This is a genomic window from Klebsiella sp. LTGPAF-6F, assembly GCF_001753185.1.
GTDB lineage: Bacteria > Pseudomonadota > Gammaproteobacteria > Enterobacterales > Enterobacteriaceae > Klebsiella > Klebsiella michiganensis.
The window spans coordinates 2,893,075-2,917,454 of sequence record NZ_CP017450.1 but is presented as its reverse complement, the minus strand read 5'-3'; the positions used below and the strand labels follow the sequence as shown (position 1 = coordinate 2,917,454).

The 24,380-nt window shown below is 57.2% G+C and carries 22 protein-coding genes and 1 pseudogene; 6 read left to right on the top strand and 17 right to left on the bottom strand.

Going from position 1 to position 24,380, the window contains the following annotated elements:
* Positions 1–19 precede the first annotated feature (19 nt).
* From pcaF to paaA, 10 genes are read right to left on the bottom strand one after another with little or no spacing between them, the layout of a single operon-like run.
* Positions 20–1,225, bottom strand: a complete 1,206-nt coding sequence (pcaF, locus tag BJF97_RS13680) for a 3-oxoadipyl-CoA thiolase (RefSeq protein ID WP_032693440.1) — start codon at positions 1,223–1,225, stop codon at positions 20–22.
* On the bottom strand, positions 1,225–1,647 hold the full coding sequence (gene paaI, locus BJF97_RS13675; RefSeq protein ID WP_014229187.1) for a hydroxyphenylacetyl-CoA thioesterase PaaI: 423 nt from the start codon (positions 1,645–1,647) through the stop codon (positions 1,225–1,227). The genes pcaF and paaI overlap by 1 nt, the downstream gene beginning before the upstream one ends.
* Positions 1,637–3,058, bottom strand: a complete 1,422-nt coding sequence (locus tag BJF97_RS13670) for a 3-hydroxyacyl-CoA dehydrogenase (RefSeq protein ID WP_032693439.1) — start codon at positions 3,056–3,058, stop codon at positions 1,637–1,639. Before BJF97_RS13670 ends, paaI begins: the two co-directional genes overlap by 11 nt.
* Positions 3,059–3,061: 3 nt before the next feature.
* Positions 3,062–3,850: a 2-(1,2-epoxy-1,2-dihydrophenyl)acetyl-CoA isomerase PaaG gene (gene paaG / locus BJF97_RS13665; RefSeq protein ID WP_032693438.1), complete on the bottom strand. Its 789-nt coding sequence runs from the start codon at positions 3,848–3,850 to the stop codon at positions 3,062–3,064.
* A 2-nt stretch (positions 3,851–3,852) separates the two neighbouring features.
* Positions 3,853–4,620, bottom strand: coding sequence for a 2,3-dehydroadipyl-CoA hydratase PaaF (gene paaF / locus BJF97_RS13660; protein WP_032693437.1), 768 nt, complete (start codon positions 4,618–4,620; stop codon positions 3,853–3,855).
* Positions 4,617–5,687: a 1,2-phenylacetyl-CoA epoxidase subunit PaaE gene (paaE, locus tag BJF97_RS13655; protein ID WP_014838352.1), complete on the bottom strand. Its 1,071-nt coding sequence runs from the start codon at positions 5,685–5,687 to the stop codon at positions 4,617–4,619. The genes paaF and paaE overlap by 4 nt, the downstream gene beginning before the upstream one ends.
* Before the next feature lie 7 nt (positions 5,688–5,694).
* Entirely contained in the window at positions 5,695–6,192 is a 498-nt protein-coding gene (gene paaD / locus BJF97_RS13650) for a 1,2-phenylacetyl-CoA epoxidase subunit PaaD (RefSeq protein WP_014229182.1), read from the bottom strand.
* A gap of 12 nt (positions 6,193–6,204) precedes the next feature.
* The gene (gene paaC / locus BJF97_RS13645) at positions 6,205–6,960 is read right to left on the bottom strand and encodes a 1,2-phenylacetyl-CoA epoxidase subunit PaaC (RefSeq protein WP_032693436.1); all 756 of its coding nucleotides are present in this window, start codon (positions 6,958–6,960) and stop codon (positions 6,205–6,207) included.
* Positions 6,961–6,967: 7 nt separating this feature from the next.
* The gene (paaB, locus tag BJF97_RS13640) at positions 6,968–7,255 is read right to left on the bottom strand and encodes a 1,2-phenylacetyl-CoA epoxidase subunit PaaB (RefSeq protein WP_004850493.1); all 288 of its coding nucleotides are present in this window, start codon (positions 7,253–7,255) and stop codon (positions 6,968–6,970) included.
* Between the two features lie 11 nt (positions 7,256–7,266).
* Positions 7,267–8,196 carry a 1,2-phenylacetyl-CoA epoxidase subunit PaaA gene (gene paaA, locus BJF97_RS13635; protein WP_014229180.1) on the bottom strand — a complete coding sequence of 310 codons (930 nt, stop codon included), beginning with the start codon at positions 8,194–8,196 and terminating at the stop codon, positions 7,267–7,269.
* A gap of 286 nt (positions 8,197–8,482) precedes the next feature.
* On the opposite strand from paaA, the gene paaZ reads away from it, so the two are divergent.
* Complete coding sequence (gene paaZ, locus BJF97_RS13630) at positions 8,483–10,528, top strand: phenylacetic acid degradation bifunctional protein PaaZ (RefSeq protein ID WP_032693435.1); 2,046 nt, start codon at positions 8,483–8,485, stop codon at positions 10,526–10,528.
* 190 nt (positions 10,529–10,718) lie between these two features.
* Positions 10,719–12,977 (top strand): primary-amine oxidase, encoded by a 2,259-nt coding sequence (gene tynA / locus BJF97_RS13625; protein ID WP_014838349.1) that lies wholly within the window; start codon positions 10,719–10,721, stop codon positions 12,975–12,977.
* 192 nt (positions 12,978–13,169) lie between these two features.
* On the opposite strand, the gene BJF97_RS32590 is transcribed toward tynA, so the two are convergent.
* Together BJF97_RS32590 and BJF97_RS13615 are read right to left on the bottom strand one after the other, a co-directional pair.
* Positions 13,170–13,982: a hypothetical protein gene (locus BJF97_RS32590; protein WP_050595124.1), complete on the bottom strand. Its 813-nt coding sequence runs from the start codon at positions 13,980–13,982 to the stop codon at positions 13,170–13,172.
* Positions 13,983–14,795: 813 nt separating this feature from the next.
* Complete coding sequence (locus tag BJF97_RS13615; RefSeq protein WP_032693434.1) at positions 14,796–15,659, bottom strand: alpha/beta hydrolase family protein; 864 nt, start codon at positions 15,657–15,659, stop codon at positions 14,796–14,798.
* 308 nt (positions 15,660–15,967) lie between these two features.
* Here BJF97_RS13615 and BJF97_RS32585 point away from each other — a divergent pair, with 308 nt between their 5' ends.
* Complete coding sequence (locus BJF97_RS32585) at positions 15,968–16,195, top strand: DUF1272 domain-containing protein (protein WP_071993367.1); 228 nt, start codon at positions 15,968–15,970, stop codon at positions 16,193–16,195.
* A 47-nt stretch (positions 16,196–16,242) separates the two neighbouring features.
* Here the strand turns inward: BJF97_RS32585 and BJF97_RS13610 are convergent.
* Positions 16,243–16,626, bottom strand: a pseudogene (locus BJF97_RS13610) (LysR family transcriptional regulator substrate-binding protein); the annotation flags it as partial.
* Positions 16,623–17,612: an NAD-dependent epimerase/dehydratase family protein gene (locus tag BJF97_RS13605; RefSeq protein WP_032693433.1), complete on the bottom strand. Its 990-nt coding sequence runs from the start codon at positions 17,610–17,612 to the stop codon at positions 16,623–16,625. The gene BJF97_RS13605 and the pseudogene BJF97_RS13610, both read right to left, overlap by 4 nt.
* Before the next feature lie 96 nt (positions 17,613–17,708).
* Between BJF97_RS13605 and BJF97_RS13600 the strand changes: the two genes are divergently transcribed.
* Positions 17,709–18,620, top strand: coding sequence for a LysR family transcriptional regulator (locus BJF97_RS13600; protein ID WP_032693432.1), 912 nt, complete (start codon positions 17,709–17,711; stop codon positions 18,618–18,620).
* Positions 18,621–18,886: 266 nt separating this feature from the next.
* On the opposite strand, the gene BJF97_RS13595 is transcribed toward BJF97_RS13600, so the two are convergent.
* On the bottom strand, positions 18,887–19,339 hold the full coding sequence (locus tag BJF97_RS13595; protein ID WP_014229171.1) for a GNAT family N-acetyltransferase: 453 nt from the start codon (positions 19,337–19,339) through the stop codon (positions 18,887–18,889).
* A 310-nt stretch (positions 19,340–19,649) separates the two neighbouring features.
* Here BJF97_RS13595 and BJF97_RS13590 point away from each other — a divergent pair, with 310 nt between their 5' ends.
* Positions 19,650–20,630 carry a GlxA family transcriptional regulator gene (locus tag BJF97_RS13590; protein ID WP_014229170.1) on the top strand — a complete coding sequence of 327 codons (981 nt, stop codon included), beginning with the start codon at positions 19,650–19,652 and terminating at the stop codon, positions 20,628–20,630.
* Positions 20,631–20,708: 78 nt separating this feature from the next.
* The gene (gene gap, locus BJF97_RS13585) at positions 20,709–21,719 is read left to right on the top strand and encodes a type I glyceraldehyde-3-phosphate dehydrogenase (RefSeq protein ID WP_032693431.1); all 1,011 of its coding nucleotides are present in this window, start codon (positions 20,709–20,711) and stop codon (positions 21,717–21,719) included.
* 291 nt (positions 21,720–22,010) lie between these two features.
* On the opposite strand, the gene BJF97_RS13580 is transcribed toward gap, so the two are convergent.
* Together BJF97_RS13580 and BJF97_RS13575 are read right to left on the bottom strand one after the other, a co-directional pair.
* Complete coding sequence (locus BJF97_RS13580) at positions 22,011–22,982, bottom strand: hypothetical protein (protein WP_032693430.1); 972 nt, start codon at positions 22,980–22,982, stop codon at positions 22,011–22,013.
* Positions 22,983–23,602: 620 nt separating this feature from the next.
* Positions 23,603–24,370, bottom strand: a complete 768-nt coding sequence (locus BJF97_RS13575) for an arylamine N-acetyltransferase family protein (RefSeq protein WP_032693429.1) — start codon at positions 24,368–24,370, stop codon at positions 23,603–23,605.
* Positions 24,371–24,380: the final 10 nt, after the last annotated feature.

The following is a 24,380-nucleotide window of genomic DNA, read 5'->3' as shown; positions in this document are numbered from 1 at the left end:
TACTCGCAGGTAGATTCGCTCACACTCGCTCAAGGATCATGGCAATGCCCTGACCCACGCCAATACACATCGTACACAGCGCATAGCGCCCGCCGCGGCGCTGCAGCTCCAGGCTGGCGCTTAATGCCAGCCGGGCGCCGCTCATTCCCAACGGATGGCCTAAGGCGATGGCGCCGCCGTTGGGGTTAACATGCGGGGCATCATCCGCCAGCCCCAGCTGTCTGAGCACGCCCAGCGCCTGGGCGGCGAAGGCTTCATTCAGCTCAATCAGATCCATATCGTTTATACTCAGCCCGGCGCGCTCCAGCACTTTACGTACCGCCGGTACCGGTCCAAGCCCCATCAGCTTCGGCTCGACGCCCGCCGTCGCCATCGCCACAATACGCGCCCGGGGCGTCAGCCCCTGGACGATGGCCTGCTGCGAGCTGGCGATAATCAGCGCCGCGGCGCCGTCGTTGACGCCGGAGGCATTTCCCGCGGTCACTACGCCACCCTGACGGAACGGCGTTTTTAGCCGCGAAAGCTGTTCAATGGTGGTGTCCGCCCGCGGATGCTCGTCGTCGCGCACGACGTTTACCGCTCCTTTCCTGTCGACAACGTTTACCGGTACGATCTCCTGCGCCAGAATGCCGTCGCGCTGGGCCTGAGCCGTACGCTGCTGGCTGCGGAAAGCGAAAGCGTCCTGATCGGCGCGGCTGATATTTAACAATTCAGCTACATTCTCCGCCGTTTCCGGCATGCTGTCAGTGCCAAATCGCTGCTGCATGAGCGGGTTCACAAAACGCCAGCCGATGGTGGTATCAAACAGCTCGGCCTGGCGCTGCCAGGGGGCGCTGGCTTTGGCCATCACAAACGGCGCCCGCGACATGGACTCGACGCCGCCGGCGATCATCAGATCCGCCTCTCCGGCTTTGATGGCGCGTGCGGCGAAGCCGATAGCGTCGAGACCGGAGCCGCACAGACGGTTAATGGTGGTGCCGGGTACGGTGTGCGGATAGCCCGCCAGCAGCGTCGCCATATGGGCCACGTTGCGGTTGTCTTCGCCGGCCTGGTTGGCGCAGCCGAGAATCACATCATCGATCGATGCCGGATCGAACTTCGGGTTACGGCTCAGCAGTTCGCGCAGCGGGATGGCGGCGAGGTCGTCGGCGCGCACGCTGGCCAGCGCCCCGCCGTAGCGGCCAATCGGCGTGCGGATCCCGTCACAAATAAAGGCGTCGCGCATCAGACTTCTCCTGTGATTGTGCCGCCGATGCGGTGCGATTTACCGCGGAACAGAGCGACAACTTTTTGCTGTTGGTTAACAATTTCTATGTCATAGACCCCGGTCAGCTTGCCCTGATGCTTAACTCTCGCCGTCGCGGTCAGCAGCTCGCCGACAAAGGCCGGACGCAGAAAATCGATGCTCGCCGCCGACGCGACCGCCGCCAGCCCCTGGCTGTTGCAGGCGTAGGCGAAGGCGGTATCGGCGAGCGAAAACAGCTGTCCGCCGTGGCAGGTATGGTGGCCGTTGAGCATGTTCGGGGCGATCGCCATGGTCATCTGCGCGTAGCCCTGGTCCATCGCGATAATTTCAATTCCCAGCGCTTTCGCACAGTTATCGTTCTCGTACATCGCGCGGGCGTTGTGCCAGGCTTCATTGCTCATGATGTCTCTCCATCAGCGCCTTCTGGCGCAGCAGGGAACAGGGGCGATAGCGCTCTTCGCCGTAGTGCTGCTGCAGGTTTTCCAGCAGCCGCAGCACCCGGCCCCAGCCTAGTGATTCACCCCACGCCAGCGGGCCGTGCGGGTAGTTGACGCCCAGACGCATGGCGGTATCGATATCCTCCGCGCTGGCAACGCCCTTCTGCAGCGCGTCCAGCGCTTCGTTAACCAGCATCGCCACCGTCCGCCACACCAGCAGGCCGGGATAGTCGGCGATCTGCAGCACCTTTTTGCCCTGCTGCTGAAAATAGAAAGTCGCTTTATCGATCGCCGCCTGAGAGGTGGTTTCCGCGCTGGCCAGCACCACCGTATCGCCTGCGCTATGGTCGTAGACCACCACCGGGCGGCCGTGCTGAAGGCTTAACGCCAGGGCGGTTTCACCGGTCGTTTCCAGCAGCAGCACCTCGTCCAGCTCGGTGACAACGTCACGTTTTATACGCTTTGCTGCGCGTTCTGCCGATACGGCGGCCAGCTCCAGCTCAGGCTGTGCCTCAGCAGGCCAGCAGTAGACTCCCTGCCCGCTCTTTTTACCCAGCCGTCCGGCCAGCGCCAGCTCCTGCTGCAGCAGCGACGGCAGATAGCGGCGGTCCTGCCAGAAGGCGTTAAATACCGAACAGGTCACCGCAAAGTTGACGTCCTGGCCAATCAGGTCGGTCAGCGCCAGCGGCCCCATGGGAAAACCGCCGCCGTCGCGCAGGGCGGCGTCAATCACCTCCGGCGCGGCGACCTGCTCCTCCAGCGCTCGCCACGCTTCGGCATAAAAAGGCCGCGCCACGCGGTTGACGATAAAGCCGGGCGTTGAGCGGCAGCGAACCGGCTGTTTTCCCCAGTCGCTGACCCGCAGGCAGAGCTGTTCAACGACTTCCGCCGAGGTGGCCAGGCCGCTGACCACTTCCACCAGCTTCATTACCGGGGCCGGGTTAAAGAAGTGCAGCCCGGCGACCCGCTCCGGGTGTTTTATTCCCGCGGCGATGGCGGTGATCGATATCGACGACGTGTTGCTGACCAGCAGCGTCGACGGGGAGCAGATTTCGGCCAGCTGTCTGAACAGCGCTTTTTTCACGTCCAGGCGCTCGGAGGCGGCTTCAATAACCAACTCCGCATGGGCTAAAGCGCTCAGATCCTCAGCCGGTGCCAGACGCGACAGCAGCGCCCCGGCCTGTTCCGCCGCCAGCTTGCCGCGGCTGACGCGGGAGGCCAGCCGCTGGCGAATCCCGCCGATGGCGCGAACCACCGCCTCAGGGGCGATGTCGTAAATCAGTACCGGATGCCCGGCGGCGGCGGCAACTTCGGCAATGCCGGCGCCCATGGTGCCGCTGCCTATCACCGCGACGGTAGGTAACGTTGTGCTCATCGGCTATTTCCCGCTGAAGTGAGGTGGACGCTTCGCCAGAAAAGCGCTGACGCCTTCGCGATAGTCGGCGCTGCGTCCGGCCAGGCGCTGGTAGTCGCGCTCCAGGTCAAGCTGCTGGTCCAGGGTCTGGGTTTCCGCCAGCCGCAGCGCGTTTTTAATCAGCCCGAGGCCATAGGTCGGCTGGGCGGCCAGGTGCCGGGCCAGCGCCAGGCCGGTGTCTTTCAGCTCGGCATCGTCCACCACCTGCCAGATCATCCCCCACTGCGCCGCCTGCTCCGCGCTCAGGCTATCGCCCAGCAGCGCCAGCCCCATCGCCCGCGCGCGCCCCGCCACGCGCGGCAGAAACCAGCTGCCGCCGCAGTCCGGCACCAGACCAAGCTTGCTGAACGCCATGACGAACTTCGCTGAACGCGCCGCCAGCACGATATCGCAGCCCATCGCCAGCGTAGCCCCCGCGCCCGCCGCGACGCCGTTCACCGCGCAAATCACCGGTTTCGGCAGCGCCGCCAGACGGCGCACCAGGGGGTTGTAGAAACGCTCGACCGATAAACCGAGATCCGGCGCCGGCCCGCTGGGGTCAACGTTGCGGTCATTTAAATCCTGCCCGGCGCAAAAGCCGCGCCCGGCGCCGGTCAGCAGTAAACAGCGCACGCTGTCGTCGCGTTCGGCCTGTTTCAGGCACGTCGCCAGCTGCAGGTGCATCAGGTCGTTAAAACTGTTCAGACGGTCCGGGCGATTAAGGGTAATCGTCATCACGCCCTGTTCCACTTCGCTGAGAATGAAAGCTTCCACGATTAGCGTCCTTTAAATTCCGCAGTGCGTTTATGTAAAAAGGCGTCGATGCCTTCGCGGCGATCTTCGGTCGCGCTCAGCAAAGTAAACAGCTGGCGCTCCTGCTGAAGCCCGGCCTGCAGGCTCACCTCCTGCGACAACCGCAAAGCCTGCTTAGCCGCGCGCAGCGCCAGCGGCGAGTGGCGAGCCACGGTTGCCGCCAAAGCGAGTGCATATTCATCGGTGAGCGCTGGCGGATAAACCTCGCATACCAGCCCCGCCCGCTGCGCCTGATGGGCATCAATGCTTTCGCCGCTCAAGACCATCCGGCTGGCCAGCGCCTTACCGACGGAGCGGATCAGGCGCTGGGTCCCGCCCGCGCCCGGCATCATGCCGAGGGTGATTTCCGGCAGGCCGAAGCGGGCGTTATCGCCGGCGACGATCAGATCGCAGAGCAGCGCCAGCTCGCATCCGGCGCCGAGGGCATAGCCGTTAACCGAAGCGATCAGCGGTTTACTGAAGGCGTCGATACGCGCCCACAGCCGCGGGCGAATATCATCGAGCGTGGCGGGCAGATCTTTTTCCGCCATTTCGTTCAGGTCAGCCCCTGCGGCAAAGAAGCGTTCGTTACCGCTGATGACGCAGACGCCGACCGACGGGTCCAGCGCCGCCGCGTCGAGCACGTCGGCGATCTGCGTCAGCAGCGCGTTATTCAAAGCGTTGCGCGCCTGCGGGCGATTTAGCGTCAGCTGCAGTACGCGCGCGTGACGAGCAATGAACAGTTCGCTCATGCCATCCCCCGCGCGTCAAAGTCGACAACCACATCGTCGCTGGTGGGCAGCGCCTGACAGCTCAGCACGTAGCCCGCCGCCAGTTCGTCGGCTTCAAGGCTGTAGTTAGCGGCCATCGCAACCTCACCGCGCAGCACTTTGCATTTACAGGTGGCGCAGACGCCCCCCTTGCAGGCAAACGGCAGGTCCGCCCCCTGGCGCAGCGCGGCGTCAAGAATGCTGTCATCCTCCGCGCTCAGGGCAATGGTTCGGTCGCGGCCGTCCTGACGAATCGTGACCGCGCGGCCCTCCGCCTGGACGCCGGTAGCCCGCCTGGCGCGGCTGTCCGGGGTATTAAAACGTTCCAGATGAATCGCGTCCTCCGGTACGCCCAGCTCGCGCAGGGCGATCTCCGCTTCATCCATCATCGCCGCCGGGCCGCAGATAAAGGCGTGCTCGAAGCGGCTGAAGTCCAGCAGATGGGCGGCCAGTTCGCGCAGCTTGTCGCCGTTGATGCGCCCCTGCAGCAGATCGCTGTCCATCGACTCCTGGCTGAACAGGTGCACCACCTGCAGACGCTGCGGATAGCGGTCTTTCAGGTCGGCCAGCGCCTGACGGAACATCATGCTGTGGCTGCTGCGGTTGCCGTAAACCAGCGTGAAGCGGCTGTCGACTTCGGTGGCGAGGGTGGCGTCGATAATCGCCATCATCGGCGTAATGCCGGAACCGGCGGCAATCGCCAGGTACTCAGCGCAACGCCCGACCTGCGGCTGGTAGCCGAAGTGGCCCTGCGGCACCATCACGTCCAGCGCCATGCCTTGCTGAATGTCGCTCTGGGCATAGCGCGAGAAGCGCCCGCCGTCGATGGCCTTCACCGCCACGCTGATTTCACCCGGCGAGCGGCTGCGGCAAATGGAGTAGCAGCGCCTGAGCTCTTCCCCGCCAAGGCGCGCTTTCAGGGTCAGATGCTGGCCCGGACGGAAGGCGTATGCATTACGCAGCGCGTCGGGAATGGCAAAGGTGATGGTGACCGCATCGCGGGTTTCCGGCTCCACTTTCGCCACGGTAAGCGAATGAAATGTCGTCATCGCAACCTCAAATACATTTAAAGTAATCAAAGGGTTCCCGGCAGCTGTCGCAGCGATACAGCGCTTTGCAGGCCGTGGAACCGAATTCGCTAATCAGCGAGGTGTGGCGGCTGCCGCAGCGCGGGCAGACCACGTCCTCCGGCATGTGGGCATGGCAGGCATGGCCCTGCGGCGGACTGATGCCGTACTGGCGCAGGCGTTCACGCGCGTCCGGCCCCATCCAGTCGGTGGTCCACGGCGGGTCAAGCTGCAGCACGATATGCACCGGCGCGTAGCCGTTTTCCGTCATTGCCGCGCGGATTTCTCCCAGCAGATGTTCGGTGGCCGGGCAGCCCGAATAGGTTGGCGTGAAGCCAATCACCCAGCCATCGCCGCGGCGCTCCACGCTCCGCACCAGGCCGAGGTCGGTAATGGTCAGCACCGGCACTTCCGGATCGGCAATGGCGCCTAACAGATCCCAGACGGCGTGGACCTCCGGGGGCGCGATATCAACCAGACGTTGCATAATCCCCTCCTGCTACCACTGCTGGCCGGGATAGGCGCGCTGTAAATACTGCATCTCCGCCAGCAGCGGCCCGAGATGTTCGCTGTGCAGCCCCTGCTTACCGCCGCTGCGGAAAGCCGCTTCTTGCGGGATCTGCAAACCGGCGTCGATCAGCGCCGTGTGCACCGCGTTCTGCCATTCGGCCTGCAGTTCGCGCGGGTCGACGGCGATGCCCTGCGCACTCAGCTCAATTTCCAGCTCATCGGCCTGGAACAGCTCGCCGGTAAAGCGCCACAGGTTATCCACCGCGCTCTGCATTCTCTGGGCGGAAAGCGCCGTGCCGTTGCCCAGGCGCTCCAGCCAGCCGCGGCTAAAGCGCTGGTGGTAGCGCACCTCTTTCAGCGCCCTGGCGGCGATGGCGGCAAGCTGCGCATCGCGACTGCCGACCAGGCGGCTGAACAGCGCCACGTGCCAGACATCGATGAAAAACTGGCGAGCGAGGGTGTCGGCGAAGTTGCCGTTTGGCTGCTCCGCCAGCAGTAAATTGCAAAACTGGCGCTCATCGCGGCCAAAGGCCAGGGTATCTTCATCGCCGCTGCCGGTCAGTTCGGCGGCGTAGCTGAGGAAATGGCGCGCCTGCCCCAGCAGGTCGAGGCCGATATTGGCCAGCGCCAGATCGATCTCCAGCTCCGGCGCGTGGCCGCACCACTCGCCCAGACGCTGGGCCAGCACCAGGCCGTTATCGCCGAGGCGCAGGGCATAAGCGGCAACGGGGTTGTCGTTTTTCATCGCGGCCTCACATATGTTCCATGCCGTCGGGCACGGTGTAGAAGGTGGGATGACGATAGACTTTGCTCTCCGCCGGGTCGAAAAATGCGCCGCGCTCTTCGGGCTGCGAGGCGACGATTTCGCTGGCCTTCACCACCCAAATCGAGCAGCCCTCACTGCGGCGGGTATAGGCATCGCGGGCGTTTTCCAGCGCCATCTGGTCATCGGCGGCGTGCAGGCTGCCGACGTGGCGGTGCGACAGTCCCTGTTTGCTGCGAACGAACACTTCATATAACGGCCAGTAGTTTTTGCTCATCTTCATTCTCCTTACGCGGCGTCGCGAGCCTGCTGTTTTTGCGCATGCGCCAGCGCGGCTTCCCGCACCCACGCGCCCTCTTCCCATGCCTTGCGTTTAGCGCCCAGGCGTTCGTGGTTGCAGATCCCGCGTCCGGCAATCACTTCATTAAATTCCTGCCAGTCGATGGCGCCAAAGCGGTAGTGGCCGCTGGTTTCATCCAGCCGCAAATCCGGGTCGGGTACGGTCATGCCGAGGATTTCCACCTGCGGAATGGTGTTATCGATAAAGCGCTGGCGCAGTTCGTCGTTCGAATGGAGCTTGATTTTCCACGCCATGCTGCGGGCGCTGTTTGGCGAGTTATCGTCGCCCGGGCCGAACATCATCAGCGCCGGCCACCAGAAACGGTTGATGGCGTCCTGCAGCATCTGCCGCTGCGCGTCGCTGCCCTGCGCCAGCGCCATGCAGGCTTCAAACCCCTGGCGCTGGTGAAAGCTCTCCTCTTTGCAGATCTTGACCATTGCCCGGGCGTAGGGTCCGTAGGAGGTACGGCACAGCGCCACCTGATTGACGATGGCCGCGCCGTCCACCAGCCAGCCAATCACGCCGATATCCGCCCAGCTCAGGGTCGGGTAGTTAAAAATGGAGGAGTACTTCATCTTGCCGTCGAGCATCTTCTGATACAGGTCTTCGCGGGCGCAGCCGAGGGTTTCCGCCGCGCTGTAGAGGTACAGACCGTGCCCGGCTTCATCCTGTACTTTCGCCAGCAGAATCGCTTTGCGCCTAAGGGTCGGCGCGCGAGTGATCCAGTTGCCTTCCGGCAGCATGCCGACGATTTCCGAGTGCGCGTGCTGACCAATCTGGCGGATCAGCGTTTTGCGGTAGGCTTCCGGCATCCAGTCCTGCGGTTCGATGGCCGTCTCCTGCGCGATGCGCTGGTCAAAGCGTTGTTCTTCTGTCACGTCATCACCTTTATGATTCCAATAAATTCGATTAAAAATAATTTTCGAATCACTTTGTTTTATAAAAGTTACATTCAGGTTAAATAAAACCACAAATTTTGTTTGTTCTTTTTGTGATAGCGACCGCAAAAGCTTTTGTAAAAACCCTTATTAACAAGATATTAAGTGCATAACGCAGATCATCACCGATCACAATGTTAATAAATTATTAAATGCGAGCTTGATTTTTATGATTCACCAAAGAACTATTTATAGATATTTCACGTAACACATCTGGAGATGAACCATGCAGCAGTTAGCCAGCTACTTGTCCGGCGCGTGGCAGACCGGCCGGGGCCACGCGCGTACCATCCATCACGCCATCAGCGGCGAAGCGCTATGGGAAGTCACCAGCGCGGGTCTGGATATGGCGCAGGCGCGACGCTTCGCGATTGAGCGCGGCGGCAAAGCGCTGGGGGCGATGACCTTTATTGAGCGCAGCGCGATGCTGAAGGCGCTCGCCAGATATTTGCTGGAGCAGAAGGCAGAGCTGTACGCGATCTCCGCCGAAACCGGCGCCACCCGCGCCGATAGCTGGGTAGATATCGAAGGGGGCATTGGCACCCTTTTCACCTACGCCGGTCTCGGCAGCCGCGAGCTGCCGGACGATACCCTGTGGCCGGAAGATGAGCTGATTCCGCTGTCAAAACAGGGAGGCTTCGCCGCCCGCCACGTGCTCACGTCAAAATCCGGCGTAGCGGTACATATCAACGCCTTTAACTTCCCCTGCTGGGGCATGCTGGAAAAGCTGGCGCCCACCTGGCTTGCCGGTATGCCGGCCATCGTCAAACCGGCTACCGCTACCGCGCAGCTGACGCAGGCGATGGTCAAAATGATTGTTGATAGCGGGCTGGTGCCGGAGGGGGCAATCAGCCTGATCTGCGGCGGCGCGGGCGATCTGCTCGACCATCTCGATAGCCAGGACGTGGTCACCTTTACCGGCTCGGCCCGTACCGGACAGCAGCTGCGGGTGCATCCCAACCTGGTCACGAAGTCCATCCCCTTCACCATGGAAGCGGATTCGCTGAACTGCTGCGTACTCGGTGACGACGTCACGCCGGCGCAGCCGGAGTTCGCGCTATTTATTCGCGAAGTGGTACGAGAGATGACGGCGAAGGCCGGGCAAAAGTGCACCGCCATCCGGCGTATTATCGTGCCGCAGGCGCAGGTGAAAGCGGTGAGCGACGCGCTGATTGCGCGCCTGCAAAAAGTGGTGGTCGGCGACCCGACGCAGGAAGGCGTGAAGATGGGCGCGCTGGTGAACCACGAACAGCGTCAGGACGTGCAGGATAACGTCAACCGTCTGGTGGCCGCTGGATGTGACGTGCTGCTGGGGGGCCAGGCCGATTTCAGCGCCGCTGGCGCCTTCTTCCCGCCAACGCTGCTGTACTGCCCGCAGCCGGACGAGACCCCGGCGGTACACGCTATTGAAGCGTTTGGTCCCGTCGCCACCCTGATGCCGTATCAGAACGTTGAGCACGCCATGACCCTGGCGCGGGCCGGCGAAGGTAGCCTGGCCGGAACCCTGGTGACCGCCAGCGGCGAACTGGCGCGGGCGTTTATTCTCGGCGCCGCCCGCGCCCACGGGCGTATTCAGATACTGAACGAAGAGTCTTCCGCAGAGTCCACCGGCCACGGCTCCCCGCTGCCGCAGCTGGTACACGGCGGCCCGGGGCGCGCCGGCGGCGGCGAAGAGCTGGGCGGCCTGCGGGCGGTGAAGCACTATATGCAGCGCACCGCGGTTCAGGGCAGCCCGACGATGCTCGCCGCCATTGGGCAGCAGTGGGTGCGCGGCGCCCAGGTAGTGGAAGACCGCATTCACCCTTTCCGTAAATATTTCGAGGAGATCCAGCCGGGCGACAGCCTGCTGACGCCGCGCCGCACCCTGGCCGAGGCGGATATCGTCAACTTCGCCTGTCTGAGCGGCGATCACTTTTACGCTCATATGGATAAGATTGCCGCCGCGGAGTCGATTTTCGGCGAGCGCGTGGTGCACGGCTATTTCCTGATTTCCGCCGCTGCCGGGCTATTTGTTGACGCCGGGGTCGGCCCGGTGATCGCCAACTACGGAATGGAAAATCTGCGCTTTATCGAGCCGGTGAAGCCGGGGGATACCATCCAGGTACGCCTGACCTGCAAACGCAAAACGGTGAAACGCCAGCGCAGCGCGGAGGAGAAAGCGACCGGCGTCGTCGAGTGGGCGGTAGAGATTTTTAACCAGCACCAGCAGGCGGTCGCGCTCTACTCCATCCTGACCCTGGTGGCCCGCCAGCAGGGGGATTTTGCGGAGTAAATATTAGAAATTCGCCCATCTTTATCGCCATCTTCATGCCTCTGCGGAGGCATTTTTTATAACTGGCAAAACTGACAAACAACCTGGCATAAGCAGGCAAACGCCCCGGCGCTGACCGCTGTTAGGTTAACGATACACAAGCCGACATTCGCAGCGGCACTGCACAACACAACAATAAGGTGAGGTCTCAATGGCGATTCTTTCTCCCCGCAAAACGGCTCTGGCGTTGGCTGTCGCTCTGTCTTGCGCCTGGCAAAGCCCGGCGTTCGCCCACGGCGGCGAAGCCCATATGGTCCCGATGGACAAAACCCTGCAGGATTTTGGCGCGGACGTTCAGTGGGATGACTACGCGCAGATGTTTACCCTGATTAAAGACGGCGCTTACGTAAAGGTAAAACCGGGGGCGAAAACGGCCATCGTCAATGGTAAAACCCTGGAGCTGCAGGTGCCGGTAGTGATGAAAGACGGCAAAGCGTGGGTTTCTGACACCTTTATCAACGACGTGTTTCAGTCCGGTCTTGACCAGACCTTCCAGGTGGAAAAACGCCCGCATCCGCTGAACTCGCTGTCAGCGGCGGAAATCAGCGCAGCGGTCGCTATCGTTAAAGCCGCGGCGGATTTCAAACCCAATACCCGATTCACCGAGATCTCCCTGCGCGAGCCGGATAAAAAAGCGGTGTGGGATTTTGCCCTCAACGGTACGCCGGTCAACGCCCCGCGCGCTGCCGACGTGATCATGCTCGACGGCAAGCACGTTATTGAGGCGGTGGTGGATTTACAGAATAAAAAAGTGCTTTCATGGACGCCGATTAAAGACGCCCACGGCATGGTGCTGCTGGATGATTTCGCCAGCGTGCAGAACATCATCAACGCCAGCAGCGAATTTGCCGAAGTGTTAAAAAAACACGGCATCGACGACCCGAGCAAGGTGATTACCACCCCGCTAACCGTCGGCTACTTCGACGGCAAAGATGGCCTCAAGCAGGACGCGCGGCTGCTGAAAGTGGTCAGCTATCTTGACGTTGGCGACGGTAACTACTGGGCACACCCGATTGAAAACCTGGTAGCAGTGGTCGACCTTGAGCAGAAGAAGATCATCAAAATCGAAGAGGGGCCGACGATCCCGGTGCCGATGGCGGCCCGCCCCTATGATGGTCGCGACCGCGTTGCGCCAAAGATTAAACCGCTGGATATCATTGAGCCAGAGGGCAAAAACTACACCATTACCGGCGATATGATCCACTGGCAAAACTGGGATTTCCACCTGCGCATGAACTCCCGCGTTGGGCCGATTCTCTCCACCGTGACATATAACGATAACGGCAAGAAACGTCAGGTGATGTATGAAGGTTCGCTGGGCGGGATGATCGTGCCCTACGGCGACCCGGACGTGGGTTGGTATTTTAAAGCCTATCTGGACTCCGGCGACTACGGCATGGGCACCCTGACATCGCCTATCGTGCGCGGCAAGGACGCGCCGTCCAACGCGGTCCTGCTGGATGAAACCATCGCCGACTATACCGGCACGCCCACGACCATCCCGCGCGCAATCGCCATCTTCGAACGCTACGCCGGGCCGGAGTATAAGCATCAGGAGATGGGCAAGCCAAACGTCAGTACCGAGCGCCGCGAGCTGGTGGTGCGCTGGATCAGCACCGTCGGCAACTACGACTATATTTTTGACTGGGTATTCCACGAAAACGGCACCATCGGCATTGATGCCGGGGCAACCGGCATCGAAGCGGTGAAAGGCGTGCAGGCGAAGACCATGCACGATCCGAGCGCCAAAGAGGACACCCGCTACGGCACGCTGATTGACCATAATATTGTCGGCACCACCCACCAGCATATTTATAACTTCCGCCTCGATCTTGACGTTGACGGCGAGAACAACACGCTGGTGGCCATGGACCCGGAAGTGAAGCCGAATACCGCCGGCGGTCCGCGTACCAGCACCATGCAGATCAATCAGTACACGATTGATAGCGAGCAGAAAGCAGCGCAGAAATTTGACCCGGGCACCATCCGTCTGCTGAGCAATACCACGAAAGAAAACCGGATGGGCAACCCGGTGTCGTATCAGATTATCCCCTACGCGGGCGGCACGCATCCGGTCGCCACCGGGGCAAAATTTGCCCCTGATGAGTGGATTTATCATCGTCTGAGCTTTATGGATAAGCAGCTGTGGGTCACCCGCTATCATCCCACCGAGCGCTTCCCGGAAGGCAAGTACCCTAACCGTTCGATTCACGACACCGGCCTCGGCCAGTACGCGAAAGATGACGAGTCGCTGGACAACCATGATGACGTGGTGTGGATCACCACCGGCACCACCCACGTGGCCCGCGCCGAGGAGTGGCCGATTATGCCGACCGAGTGGGCGCACGCGCTGCTGAAACCGTGGAACTTCTTTGACGAGACGCCGACGCTGGGCGAGAAGAAGGAGTAAGGTGGCTTAGACGCTAAACGGCGATAAACTGGGTTTGGAGTTATCGCCGTTTTTTATTTGGATAGACCAGACTGTAAAATGGATATTAGTGTTCTTCGAGTCAAAAGAGTATTAAATAAACATGCCTATGTGCAAAGAACGAATTAAGACTTATATAGTCCTGGACAATAAGCAATATAATATCCATTACAGCTAATCAATCACACTTGTCTCTTGTTGATTCTTATAAATTAACTTCCCATCTACTAAGCTAAAACACCCAGAATGAATCGCTAACCAAAACTGTAAAGTTAACATGTAAGGATGAATTAAAAATCTGCAAACTAATTTTCGAAGCTGAGATTGCATAGAGAGTTTTTCATGCTCAGCTTGATAAATTAAAAAATGACGATACTCCCCAAGCCTGAATCTCCAATACCCTGAAATTTCATATTTTGCTTGTTCTATTGCATTGCAATTCCATAAAATACCCCAACGCTGTTCCCACTTATCGTTCAGTAACCAATTCTGCGAAAGATGTACTGGTATTGAATCAAAAGGCGGACACTGGTATCCGTCTATGTGGGTTACTATACACTGGATGAAACGTATCTTATTTATAGTAAAAAATATACCTGCCTCGGATGCCTCAATCAAATCCTGCCTAGGAATTTGATCTAAATGAACAATTACTAAATCTTGATCTAAGTTTATTAACTCAATTTTTTGCAGGTAACGAATACCACTTCCTGAAGCTTCAAAGAATAGTGTCACATTTTTAAGCATTCCTTTCGCAGCACGAAAAGCCACTTTTGATTTAAGCGATTCGTGATCGGCTGCATTAGCCAATCTTATTGAATACTCGAGATCATCACCTAACTTTTCCCAACGTGAACCCAGCCTTAGATCTTTTAGTTTGTATTCATGGGGTTTTTTATAAGTTTTAAACAACCAAAAAATAGTAATCTTATTCCAAACCCACTTCAGCATCATACCTATCAAACTAAAAGGTGTTGGTATATTCATTAGCACTCTCCATTTTTATTTTGAGCATAACATTGAAAGTCAGCACATCATAAAACCTTTGCAGATCCTTACAGTTGTCTTTCCTGTGATAATAGTTGGCGCCAATAATTATTGTTCTCAATTCTATTCACTCAGTTTATACTTCAAAGACTCATTGCCGCTATTCCCCCCTCCAATATATCCTCTTGAATGAAAAAACGCTTTTACAAATATATAGCAGCATAAATACAACCCCTAATTTTCGGCTTTACCATTAACTACCTTTCATTTCTGCGAGCCGCCTGCCAGCAAACGGTATTACCCGGCGCGGGTAAGCGTTGTATCGTATTGTTGCACCTGCAAAATCAGGTGCCAGGATTGGAACCCTGTCTAACTTCATCGGCGACTTAACGCGCGTTAGCACTTTTTTTATGTCGTGCGCACGGTCACATCTCAATGGTGGGCCAGGTGGGGGCATTGAAAGATGCGTCGGTGTCGATGAGGCCGGTAGTTCCAACCCCGTCTGGTTCCGCCACCAACGAGATTGGAACCTCAGGTGGCGGTCATAACCCCATATTCATCGGAGTCTGCCCTATGGCAACGACTCTCATCCCTGACGTAGTACCTAATAATTGTGTGGTGCGGACTCTCAGCTGAACTGAGGTTATAAGACGCGGGTAACGCCAATCCTCTGAAGCCCACTTCTTGCTATTCAACCGCGCTCTGAAAGTCCGCTCCTCCCCGTGACTCCTGCAGCAGTCAGTTCCGTGCCAGAAGCACAGGAGTCAGACATTAACCGAACTCCCCGGAGCATCTTTCTGGCCATAAGGATAATTACCCATAATGTTGACACTGTCTCTCCAGCCAGCGACCGACTTCAGGCCATATTTTTTCCGCACATCGGGTACGGAAAAAGCCCATGTGGCCGACGGCCGGAATACCATAATCCGCGTGCCGGATCTCGCGGCGTTCAATTTTTGCGTTTTCCACCGGCGCCATCAGGCGCGTAATCGCTGCAGAATTAGCCCAGGGATCGTCATCAAAACCGAGTACCAGAAGGGGTAACGTGACTTCGCTTGCCCGTCGGCGCGCATCCCAGGCGCGATCGTCATAAAAATAGTCGGGCATGGCACTCCAGCGCCCCCATTGCAGCATGACGGGCGCGGGTAAATCTTCCCCCAGCCCGAGGCGTCTGGCAGGCATATAGCCAAAGGTACGACACAGAACCGGCGCCAGAATACGTAATAAAAACCAGACTCTGAGCTTTTCCTGCGTTTGTTTAATTGTGCGGGTGACGCCAGCGTGCGAAGCAACAAGAACCGCCGCATGCAGCGACCGGGTGGCCGTCGAAAGCAGAATAGCGTGCCCACCAACGCTGTGCCCTACCGCCATCAGCAGAAGATTGGGGAAACGCAGCTTTGCCCACGCGGTGACGCAGCCGACATCCTGCTCGATCCAGTCAGACATTGAGACATGACAGTGTTGCAGCGTGCCTGACCTGGAATGACCTATCCCCCGATAGTCGTAGGTCAGAACATTGAATCCCATTGCGTAAAGATACTCAGCGAAGTCCTTGTAAAACGCCTGTGATACCGCGGTGGCAGGATGGAGAATCACCAGCGCTTTAGCATCGCTTCTCTCCCATACTGTGGCAGCCAGAACATCCCCCTGCTTTACAGGGATTGTTATCAGGTTCATAAAAGATATCCGCCCATGTGGTCATACCAGTTAAATAATTTTAACTGTAGCCGCCACGGGCAAATCTGGCGATGTTTTTATTCCTCTATTAACGTCCTCTTCTCGCGCTGCACAGGCTCAGCGGTCTTTTCCCCCAACCACCAGCGCCAGAAGCGGTTGGTACTGATAAGCCACTCAATCTCTTGCTTTTTTTCGACCTGTCGATCATGCTCATCTCGTGCAGATTAAGCGCAGCGGTTCGAATACGGGACAGGCAGATGCCCCTCGCGCGCTCATGACGCCCCTTTATTTAATAGCAGGAGATCACCATGCTTGAACTTCGCCCTAATTGTGAATGCTGTGATAACGATCTGCCGCCAGAATCAACAAGCGCGTACATCTGTTCATTCGAATGCACCTTTTGCGTTAACTGCGTGACTCAGCAGCTGCAAGGCCGGTGCCCGAACTGTGGGGGAGAGCTGGTGCGCCGCCCAATACGCCCCGAATCAGCCCTCCTTCGGCATCCCGCCTCCAGCCTGCGCCGATATAAACAATAAGCCGGTTTGTCGCTTATCGCTGACGATCCGGTTCGCCGCATGCCCGCTCATCCTCGTTTACGTAGCGCGTTAAGTAGCGCCTGCGTTGCGCCGGAAGACGTTCCGGATGACGAACAGACCAGCCGAAACTCACGGTGTATGGCAGGCGTCACTGGCACCACGCACAGATTGCGCAACGCCTCTGGCAGGGCTAATTCAGGCACAATGGCGACGCCCATCCCTTCCGCGACCAGCTTACAGGCGCTAATCCAGTCGCGTACCGTCACGCGTATATCAACAAGTTGCAGACCCGCCTTTTCCATCAGGCTTTTGCCATTAACGGCGCATCCGCCTGTCGCCAGAATAAAGGGCTGGTCTGCCAGCGCCTTTAGCGTTATGCCACACGTCCTGGCATGGTGTGCCAGCCGATGAGTGGCTGGCAGTACCGCTACCTTGTTATACGAGGCATCTCGGTACGATCAATGCAGCCCAGGCCCTGTAATGTCGCATGGACAGCTTCATCAAGAGGGGTGTGAGGCTCGGCACCTAAAAAATTCACCAGTTTCGTATTGTCCAGGCGAACCGGCTGGCGCCACAGGTACCGCATCTCCAGAAGTTCGCGTAAGGTTGCGTTGAAAGGTGCTGCCAGGTACATCAACCACCACGGAAATGATTGTATTTTGGCCATGCCGCCATAGCGTGCTGCAGTGCGTTGAATCGCGCTGACCATTTCGCTGCCGTCGGCATCCCAGTGACCTTGCATATGAAAACGTGCAAAGGGCTCAAGCTCCTCGCGTCGTGCCAGCAGCGCAGCTATCGTTTCCGCGACATCAGGTAAGTAAGCCCACTGGTGACCGGTTGCAAACGAAGCTGGATTGGTAATGACGCCAGGCAGCTTGCCGGGCTTAATCAGACCTTGAGAAAACCAGTTATTACCGGCGCGCGGACCAAAAAAATCCCCCGCGCGGACGATCAATACCCGTCCGCCACGCTGCGAATAGGCCGCCAGTTCTTTCTCCATTTGTACCCTGATAGCTCCCTTCCTGGTGACCGGCGTCTGCTGAGCGTCTTCCCGTAATAGCGGAAAAGCGTCAGGACCATAGTTGTAAACGGTCCCGGGAAGCACGATCAAGGCGCCGGTTCGTTCTGCTGCGCCAATCGTGTTGCGCAGCATAGGCAGCACCAGATGCTTCCAGTTTCTGTAGCCGGGCGGATTGACGGCGTGAACGATCGCGCTACAGTCTGCTGCCGCAGCGGCGACCTGCTCCGGGTCGAGAGCGTCGCCCCCTACCCACTGGATGTCACCACGTCGTTCACTGCCATGAAGTCCTCGTTTTAGTGCACGAACGTCCCATTTGTTCTGAATGAGCCGGCGCGCCGTTTCACCACCGATTCCGCCGGTTGCGCCAAGTATCAGGACCTTGCCTCGGGTTTCCATATTGTCTGCCTCTTTGCTGATTTGACCTTGACAGCGTACGTACAGGCAGAGCTAAATTGAATTGCATATCTTTATAGGGCAGCTATACAAATTTGTATGAATACATCTATCCCATGGGAGTGGTACCGAACATTTCTGGCTGTGCTCAGGGAAGGCTCGCTTTCCGGCGCATCACGCAGGCTTTCGATTACGCAGCCTACGGCGGGACGGCATATCGCTGCGCTCGAGTCCGCTCTGGGCCAGGTGTTGTTCACGCGGTCGCAGACGGGCTTGCTGGCGACTGAAACGGCGCTGGCGCTGAGGGTGCATGCCGAAGCGATGGAGAGCACCGCGAATACGCTAGCGCGCACAGCCTCCAACTTCAGTCATAACAACGCGTCCATTCATGGCGTCGTCCGCGTCTCCGCGAGTGACGTTATCGGCGTTGAAGTTCTGCCGCCGCTTATTGCCAGGCTCAGGGAGTCTCACCCACAAATAACGATTGAATTAGTTCTGTCGAACCGGGTTCAGGATTTACTGCACAGGGAAGCCGATATTGCTGTACGCATGACGACGCCAGTACAGGAACAGCTTATTGCGCGTCGCGTTGGCTGCATTGAACTCGGTCTCCACGCATCGACGTCCTATCTTGCACGACATGGCACGCCTGAAAATAGCGAAGATCTGCTGAAACATGCGCTGGTTGGCTTTGATCAGGATACGCCTTTCATCCGTAAGGCCCTGGAAAAATTCCCTCAGCTAAGCCGGAATGCATTTTCCATGCGCACCGACAGCGACGTGGCTCAGCTGAATCTTATTCGCGCCGGTGCCGGCATTGGCATATGCCAGGTGCAGTTGGCCAATGGCTATGTTCCACTGCGGAGATTACTGCCGAATTTCTTTTCTTTCTATCTTGATACCTGGATCGTCATGCACGAAGACCTGCGCAATAGTCTGTGCTGCAAATTGGTTTTCGATGTCCTGGCAAAGGGATTAGAGGAATATATCGGCCAGAGACAGGCACAGTGAATCGCCATGGAAAAATGCTCCCTTTAAGGTGCCTGTATACTCCGCACGTTTTCTCCGGAGGAGTCCCCTCCTCGATCATGCCGGCTGCTCCGTTTCGATGCAGAAACCGCGATGACCATGGTTCTGCATGAGCGCAACACACGATCCTGCGCATTATCGTTATCTGTCTTTATTCTCACAGCCTTAACGCTATAGCTAAACGGGCATTGGTGGAGTTTGGTAGACAGCGTTGTGCCTGGAGCGGAAAGCAGGTCCAATTAATACAATCAGCGCAATGCTTTTGAGAAACACACGGCTTCTGTCCTACCGACATAGGGGCCGTAATTTTCAATACGAATATATCCATTTTTCTCGTAGAAATTTACTGCCCGATGGTTGATGTGTCGGGTTTCCAGTCTGAGTTCGCTATAACCCATATCTTTTGCAGATGTTTCCAGAAAAGTGAGTAAAGCTCCCCCAACTCCTGGCACGCTTCGGTCTGAAAACATTCTTTTAAGCTCGGCTATATTTTGCGTTATCGGCCGAATAGCGCCGCATCCTATTGCTTCGCCATGAGTATTCTTTGCCAATACCCACAAGGCTTTGTCATCATTCATTGCTTCAACGGTGAAATTGCTTTTGCCACTATCCCCCGTAATAGCGGCAAGTTCAGCTGATAGCATTTCGATTAAGCGATGGGATTCTGAAGAAAATGGATCGGATTTCTCTACAGTTATCATGGTCGTATCCTATAAATGAGAGTAACCAGCATAAAGTATCCTGTCCCAAAAAGCATGAACCGAAACTGATGCTGGAAGAGTATCCTTTCCCAAACTATCCCGGGGATGTTATGTCTGCTATTAGCTCATAGCGGAGATTCGGTACTATTTTTCCAGTCCAGTTTGTGCGAGACCTACCTCAGCAGGCAACCCCATCCCGTCGACGTCACACCATCAGCGAGCGAGACGAGAGCGTCGCTGCGGTGGCAGAAACTCCCCCTCCCCCGTCTGTTCTGTTGACTTATTCTGTAAAAAGATTACTTTTCAGGACATGAAGAAGATACTTATTATTGTCCCGGATGGCGGCATGCTGTTTGAATCCGCCGGTATTGCCGACATTCTGATGCAGGCCAACCGTCTGCACCCGGAAGGCGCCGGGGAGCTCTGCTACCAGGTCCAGCTAGCGACCACCCAGCCGCATCAGGTGATCCATGGTCAGTCCGGTTTAAATCTGCTGGCCGATCATCGCCTGCATGAGATAGACCCTCGCGAGCCGCTCGATACCATCATGATTACCGGCAGAGGTCAAAACCCGCAGGAAGGGGTTGCGGTGGTTGACTGGCTGCGCCTTGCGGCTCCCCATGCCCGCCGCATTGCTTCCATTTGCGGCGGAGCCCTGCTGCTGGCGCAAACCGGGCTGCTGGACGGCAGGCGAGCCACTACCCACTGGAAGCTACTGGATACCCTGCAGGCGGAATTTCCTCAGGTACGCGTCGAAGGCGGTCCGCTCTATATTCAGGACGAACACATATGGACCTCTGGCGGGGTCAGTTCCGGCTTCGATCTCACCCTGGCGCTGGTTGAAGAGGACTACGGCTTCAGCCTGGCGCGCGATATTGCCCAGGATTTCGTCATGTACCTGCGTCGTCCCGGCGGCCAGCTGCAGTTTAGCCGCTACAACCTTCAGCAGACCAGCACCCTGGGCCCTATTAACGATCTGCTGGCGTGGTTGCTCGCAAACCTCACCGCCGATCTCAGCGTCGATAAACTGGCGGAAAGGGTCGCCATGAGTCCAAGGAATTTCACCCGCGTATTTACCCGGGAAACCGGTGCTTCGCCGGCGCGCTACGTCGCCGAAGCCCGTCTGGCCGCCGCGCGGCAGCGTCTGGAGCAAACTAACGAGACGCTGGATCGTATCGCCGAACAAACGGGATTTGGCAGCAGCATTAACCTGCGACGGCTGTTTGAAAAACAGCTTCACCTCACACCCGGGGAATATCGCCAGCGATTTCACTGTCGCAAAATGGCGTAAAGTGATCCTTTTTTGTCATTTACGCCAAAGCCTGCCCGGCCTACTCTGACGCCAGAGACAATGGATAAGGAGTTAATCATGGTAAAGGTCGGTATTAACGGTTTTGGCCGTATCGGACGCAACGTACTACGCGCTGCACTGGGTCATCCGGATATTCAGATTGTGGCGATCAACGATTTGACGGACAGCAAAACGCTGGCGCATCTGCTGAAATACGACTCGCTGCTCGGTAAGCTCGACGCCGACGTCACCGCCGGTGAAGGGCAGCTTGTGGTTGACGGTAAACCCATAACCGTATTCAGCGAACGCGACCCGGCCAATATCCCGTGGCATCAGCGTGAAGTCGATATCGTCATTGAAGCCACCGGATTCTTCACCGATCGCGACAAGGCGGCGGTGCATATTCACAGCGGTGGCGCAAAGCGCGTGATTATCTCCGCCCCCGGCAAAAACGATGATTTAACCATCGTGATGGGCGTTAACGATGGCCTCTACTCCCCGGATAAACACTACGTGGTCAGCAACGGTAGCTGCACCACCAACGGTCTGGCGCCTGCCGCGCAGGTTCTGCACCAGCATTTCGGTATTAAGCACGGTTTGATGAACACCACCCACGCCTACACCAACAGCCAGGCCCTGCACGATGAGCCGGAAAAAGATCTGCGCGGCGCTCGCGCCGCCGCTCTGTCGATAGTGCCTTACTCCAGCGGCGCAGCGAAGGCGCTGGGCAAAGTTATTCCTGAGCTGGATGGCCGCTTAACGGGATACTCGCTGCGCGTCCCGGTACCGGTAGTGTCTATTGTCGACCTGACCGTGACGCTGGCGCGAGAGGTGACGGCCGATGAGGTGAACAATGCCTTTCGTGAAGCCGCCGCGGCGGGGCCGCTAAAAGGGATCCTCGGCTATAGCGATGAACCGCTTGTCTCCAGCGACTACCAGGGTGACCCGCGCTCGTCGATTATCGACGGTCTGTCAACGCTGGTGATTGGCGGCAATATGGTTAAAATTCTGGCGTGGTACGACAATGAATGGGGCTTCTCTAACCGCCTCGTTGACCTGGCGCTAATGATGGCAAGGCGTGAGTGTTAATTCACTGCGGGTGTTATTGATAGTTGACATCACCCTGTCGCGGAGAGCTTCCCTGGTGACGCGCAGCAGGCTCCTCTGAGCGCCTGATAAAAAGCATAAATGCCCTCGAAGGGCATTTATGCTTTAGCGGTAATGTGCGAGGGTCAGTATTTTCTTAACCACGATTCCTGCGGGGCCGGAAAATAGTCAGTGCACAAATAGCGCGATTAAAATAATGATAGGAATTGGCACACCCAGAAAGAAAAGCAATATTGAACGCATAGGTTCCTCCCGTATAATGAGTATTAGACGTTATAAATCACGCTGACGGCCGCCATAGGTGGCACAGAGACTGGCAACAAAAGCGCCAATTAACAGAGAAATAAATGACCACAGAGTGACGTAGCTGGTGGTTTTTCTGGCGGCGTCTGCGGCCTGCTGCGCTTTATCTTTTGCCTCTTTCAAATTAGCCTGGGCTTTATCATAAACCGCCTGTACCCGCTGTTCGGCCTCTTGCTGACTGATGCCGGTATTCTGAGAAACCAGCTGCGCCACATAGGTCAGATCATCCTTGGGAAGCGCGCCAGAATAAATACTGTTAGCAAAAATGCCCGTCACCTCGGCTAATTGAGCGGGTGACTCCGCCTTTGGCGGCGCCGGTTGATTCATGGCCATGACATCATTGCCCGGTGAGTTGCTGTTACCTGCCGGAGTGGAGCCGCTCGCCCTGAACAGCGAGCGGGTAAAATATTCCATCGATGACTTCGATAACATCGAGGATCCCTCCCCCGCGTTATTCACGGCGGTTGCCGTCGCGCCCCCGGCAACGGAACCAATGACTTTTGCGCTGCCGCCGATGAGTGAACTGATGGTGGTGGTTAAAAGAACGGCTGATACCAGCAGCGCCACCGCCCATGTCAGAAAGCCATGCGCCGTATCGCGGAAATAGATTTCATTGGTATGCGTATCAACCCATTTAGTCCGAAGCCGTCCGGCCAGATATCCCCCCATTCCTGACGCCACAATTTGGGTAAACGTCAGCCAGGCGATGGCGGCAATACCGACGGTACCCGCCGCAAGACCTTGGTTTTCCCAGGGAGAGATTGAAGTGAGGCCTAATCCGGCGCCAAGCATGAGCAGCATAAGCGCCAGCGAGGCGGCAGCGGCGGCGCCTGCAAATATCGCCCCCCATGAAACCGCGCTCGCGCTGTTTACAGCAGCCGCAGGCAAGTGCCTGGCTGCTTCCTGACTGCTTATATTGGTAGAGTCGTAGATATTCGTCATTTACGTTGTCCTTTGAAATAACTCAATTAGCCCGGTGTCGTTTTACACAAACGTCCAGAGCAGGAATTTACCTGCCAGACCCAGGGCAATATCGAGCGGGATAATTATCGTCAGCAGCTATCACCCGCTGCTTAAATTTTGGGCATTCGACACAAAGCCAATTATCTAAATTAATACGAACGAGCATTGTATGAATTTAATCAACAATTTGATTTTAGTAGATGATTTTATTTTAACCATTTTTTATCGCCAAAATATTGCCGCGCAGCTGTAACTACTTGTTAGCAATGAATTTCCAGGCGCAGGGGGTTGTGTGGCGGAAATATGTACTACGGATACAGATTGGCCAGCTCAGATAGAATTATCTTATTTTTGTAGTGGTAATTAACTGAATAGCCTTGTTTATTAAAAGTGGCGTTAGTTTTTTATTTGCATTATCTGCTATTTCATATACCCGCCGGCAACGTAAATAATCACCCGCTGCTGATGTCGCAGCAGATGAACAGATTGAGAGGGGCACGGGGAAGCGGTCACTCCCACCTCATGGCGATCGCGATGGCTCCCCCGGCATCCCTGCTTCGTGCCCGTTCCGCCCCGGACTCATTGGCCCCTTTGATTAATTAGCGGGCAGACAACGCAAAGCGCTGCTCAAGTACATGCGCAATTTCATCGTCTTCCAGCCGCTGCTTTTCTACCCGATCCGCGGTAATGCTCTTGAGCGTATTGCCCAGCAGAATAAAGCGCCCCTCGGGCTGATGCTGTATAACCAGCAGCTTTTGTACAAAGACCGCGTCGGGGTGCGTGGAGTTAAGGAAATTGGCCGGAGCAAAATCAATCCATTCCTGAGGTGACAGGTCAAAACCATATTGATTGGCCCAGCTTCCCTCAACTTTTGCCTGCAGCAGATAGTCGCCGTGCGCATCGCGGCTAAGCCGGAACGTATCGAAATCCTGGATAATGTCCGTATCAAGTTCATCCAGGGCCAGCGGCGCGCGAATACCGTAGCTCCCAAAGCCAAGGTCGCAAAGCCACTGACGGCCCTCGACTTCCGCGACGACCGCCATATGGGTTTTAGGCCGGCGCGCGGGATAGAACATGGGCCGCGCCGCGACAAACCGCCAGGCAATGCCCAGCGCTTCCAGCACCATGGTAAACAGCCCGTTGAGTTCATAACAGTAGCCGCCCCGTCTCTGCCGTAAGAGCTTGTTGGCAATATCATCGGGCTCCATCGACACGATTTTACCTGCCTGTACGTCCAGATTTTCGAAGGGGATGGCAAAGAGCTGGTGACGCATGAGCGCGTGTAGCGTTGCGGTATCCGCTGCCGCAGGCCCGCTATAGCCTATGCGGCGGAAGTAAAGTGAAAGGTCAAAACTGTCGCTGTGCATATGATTTCCC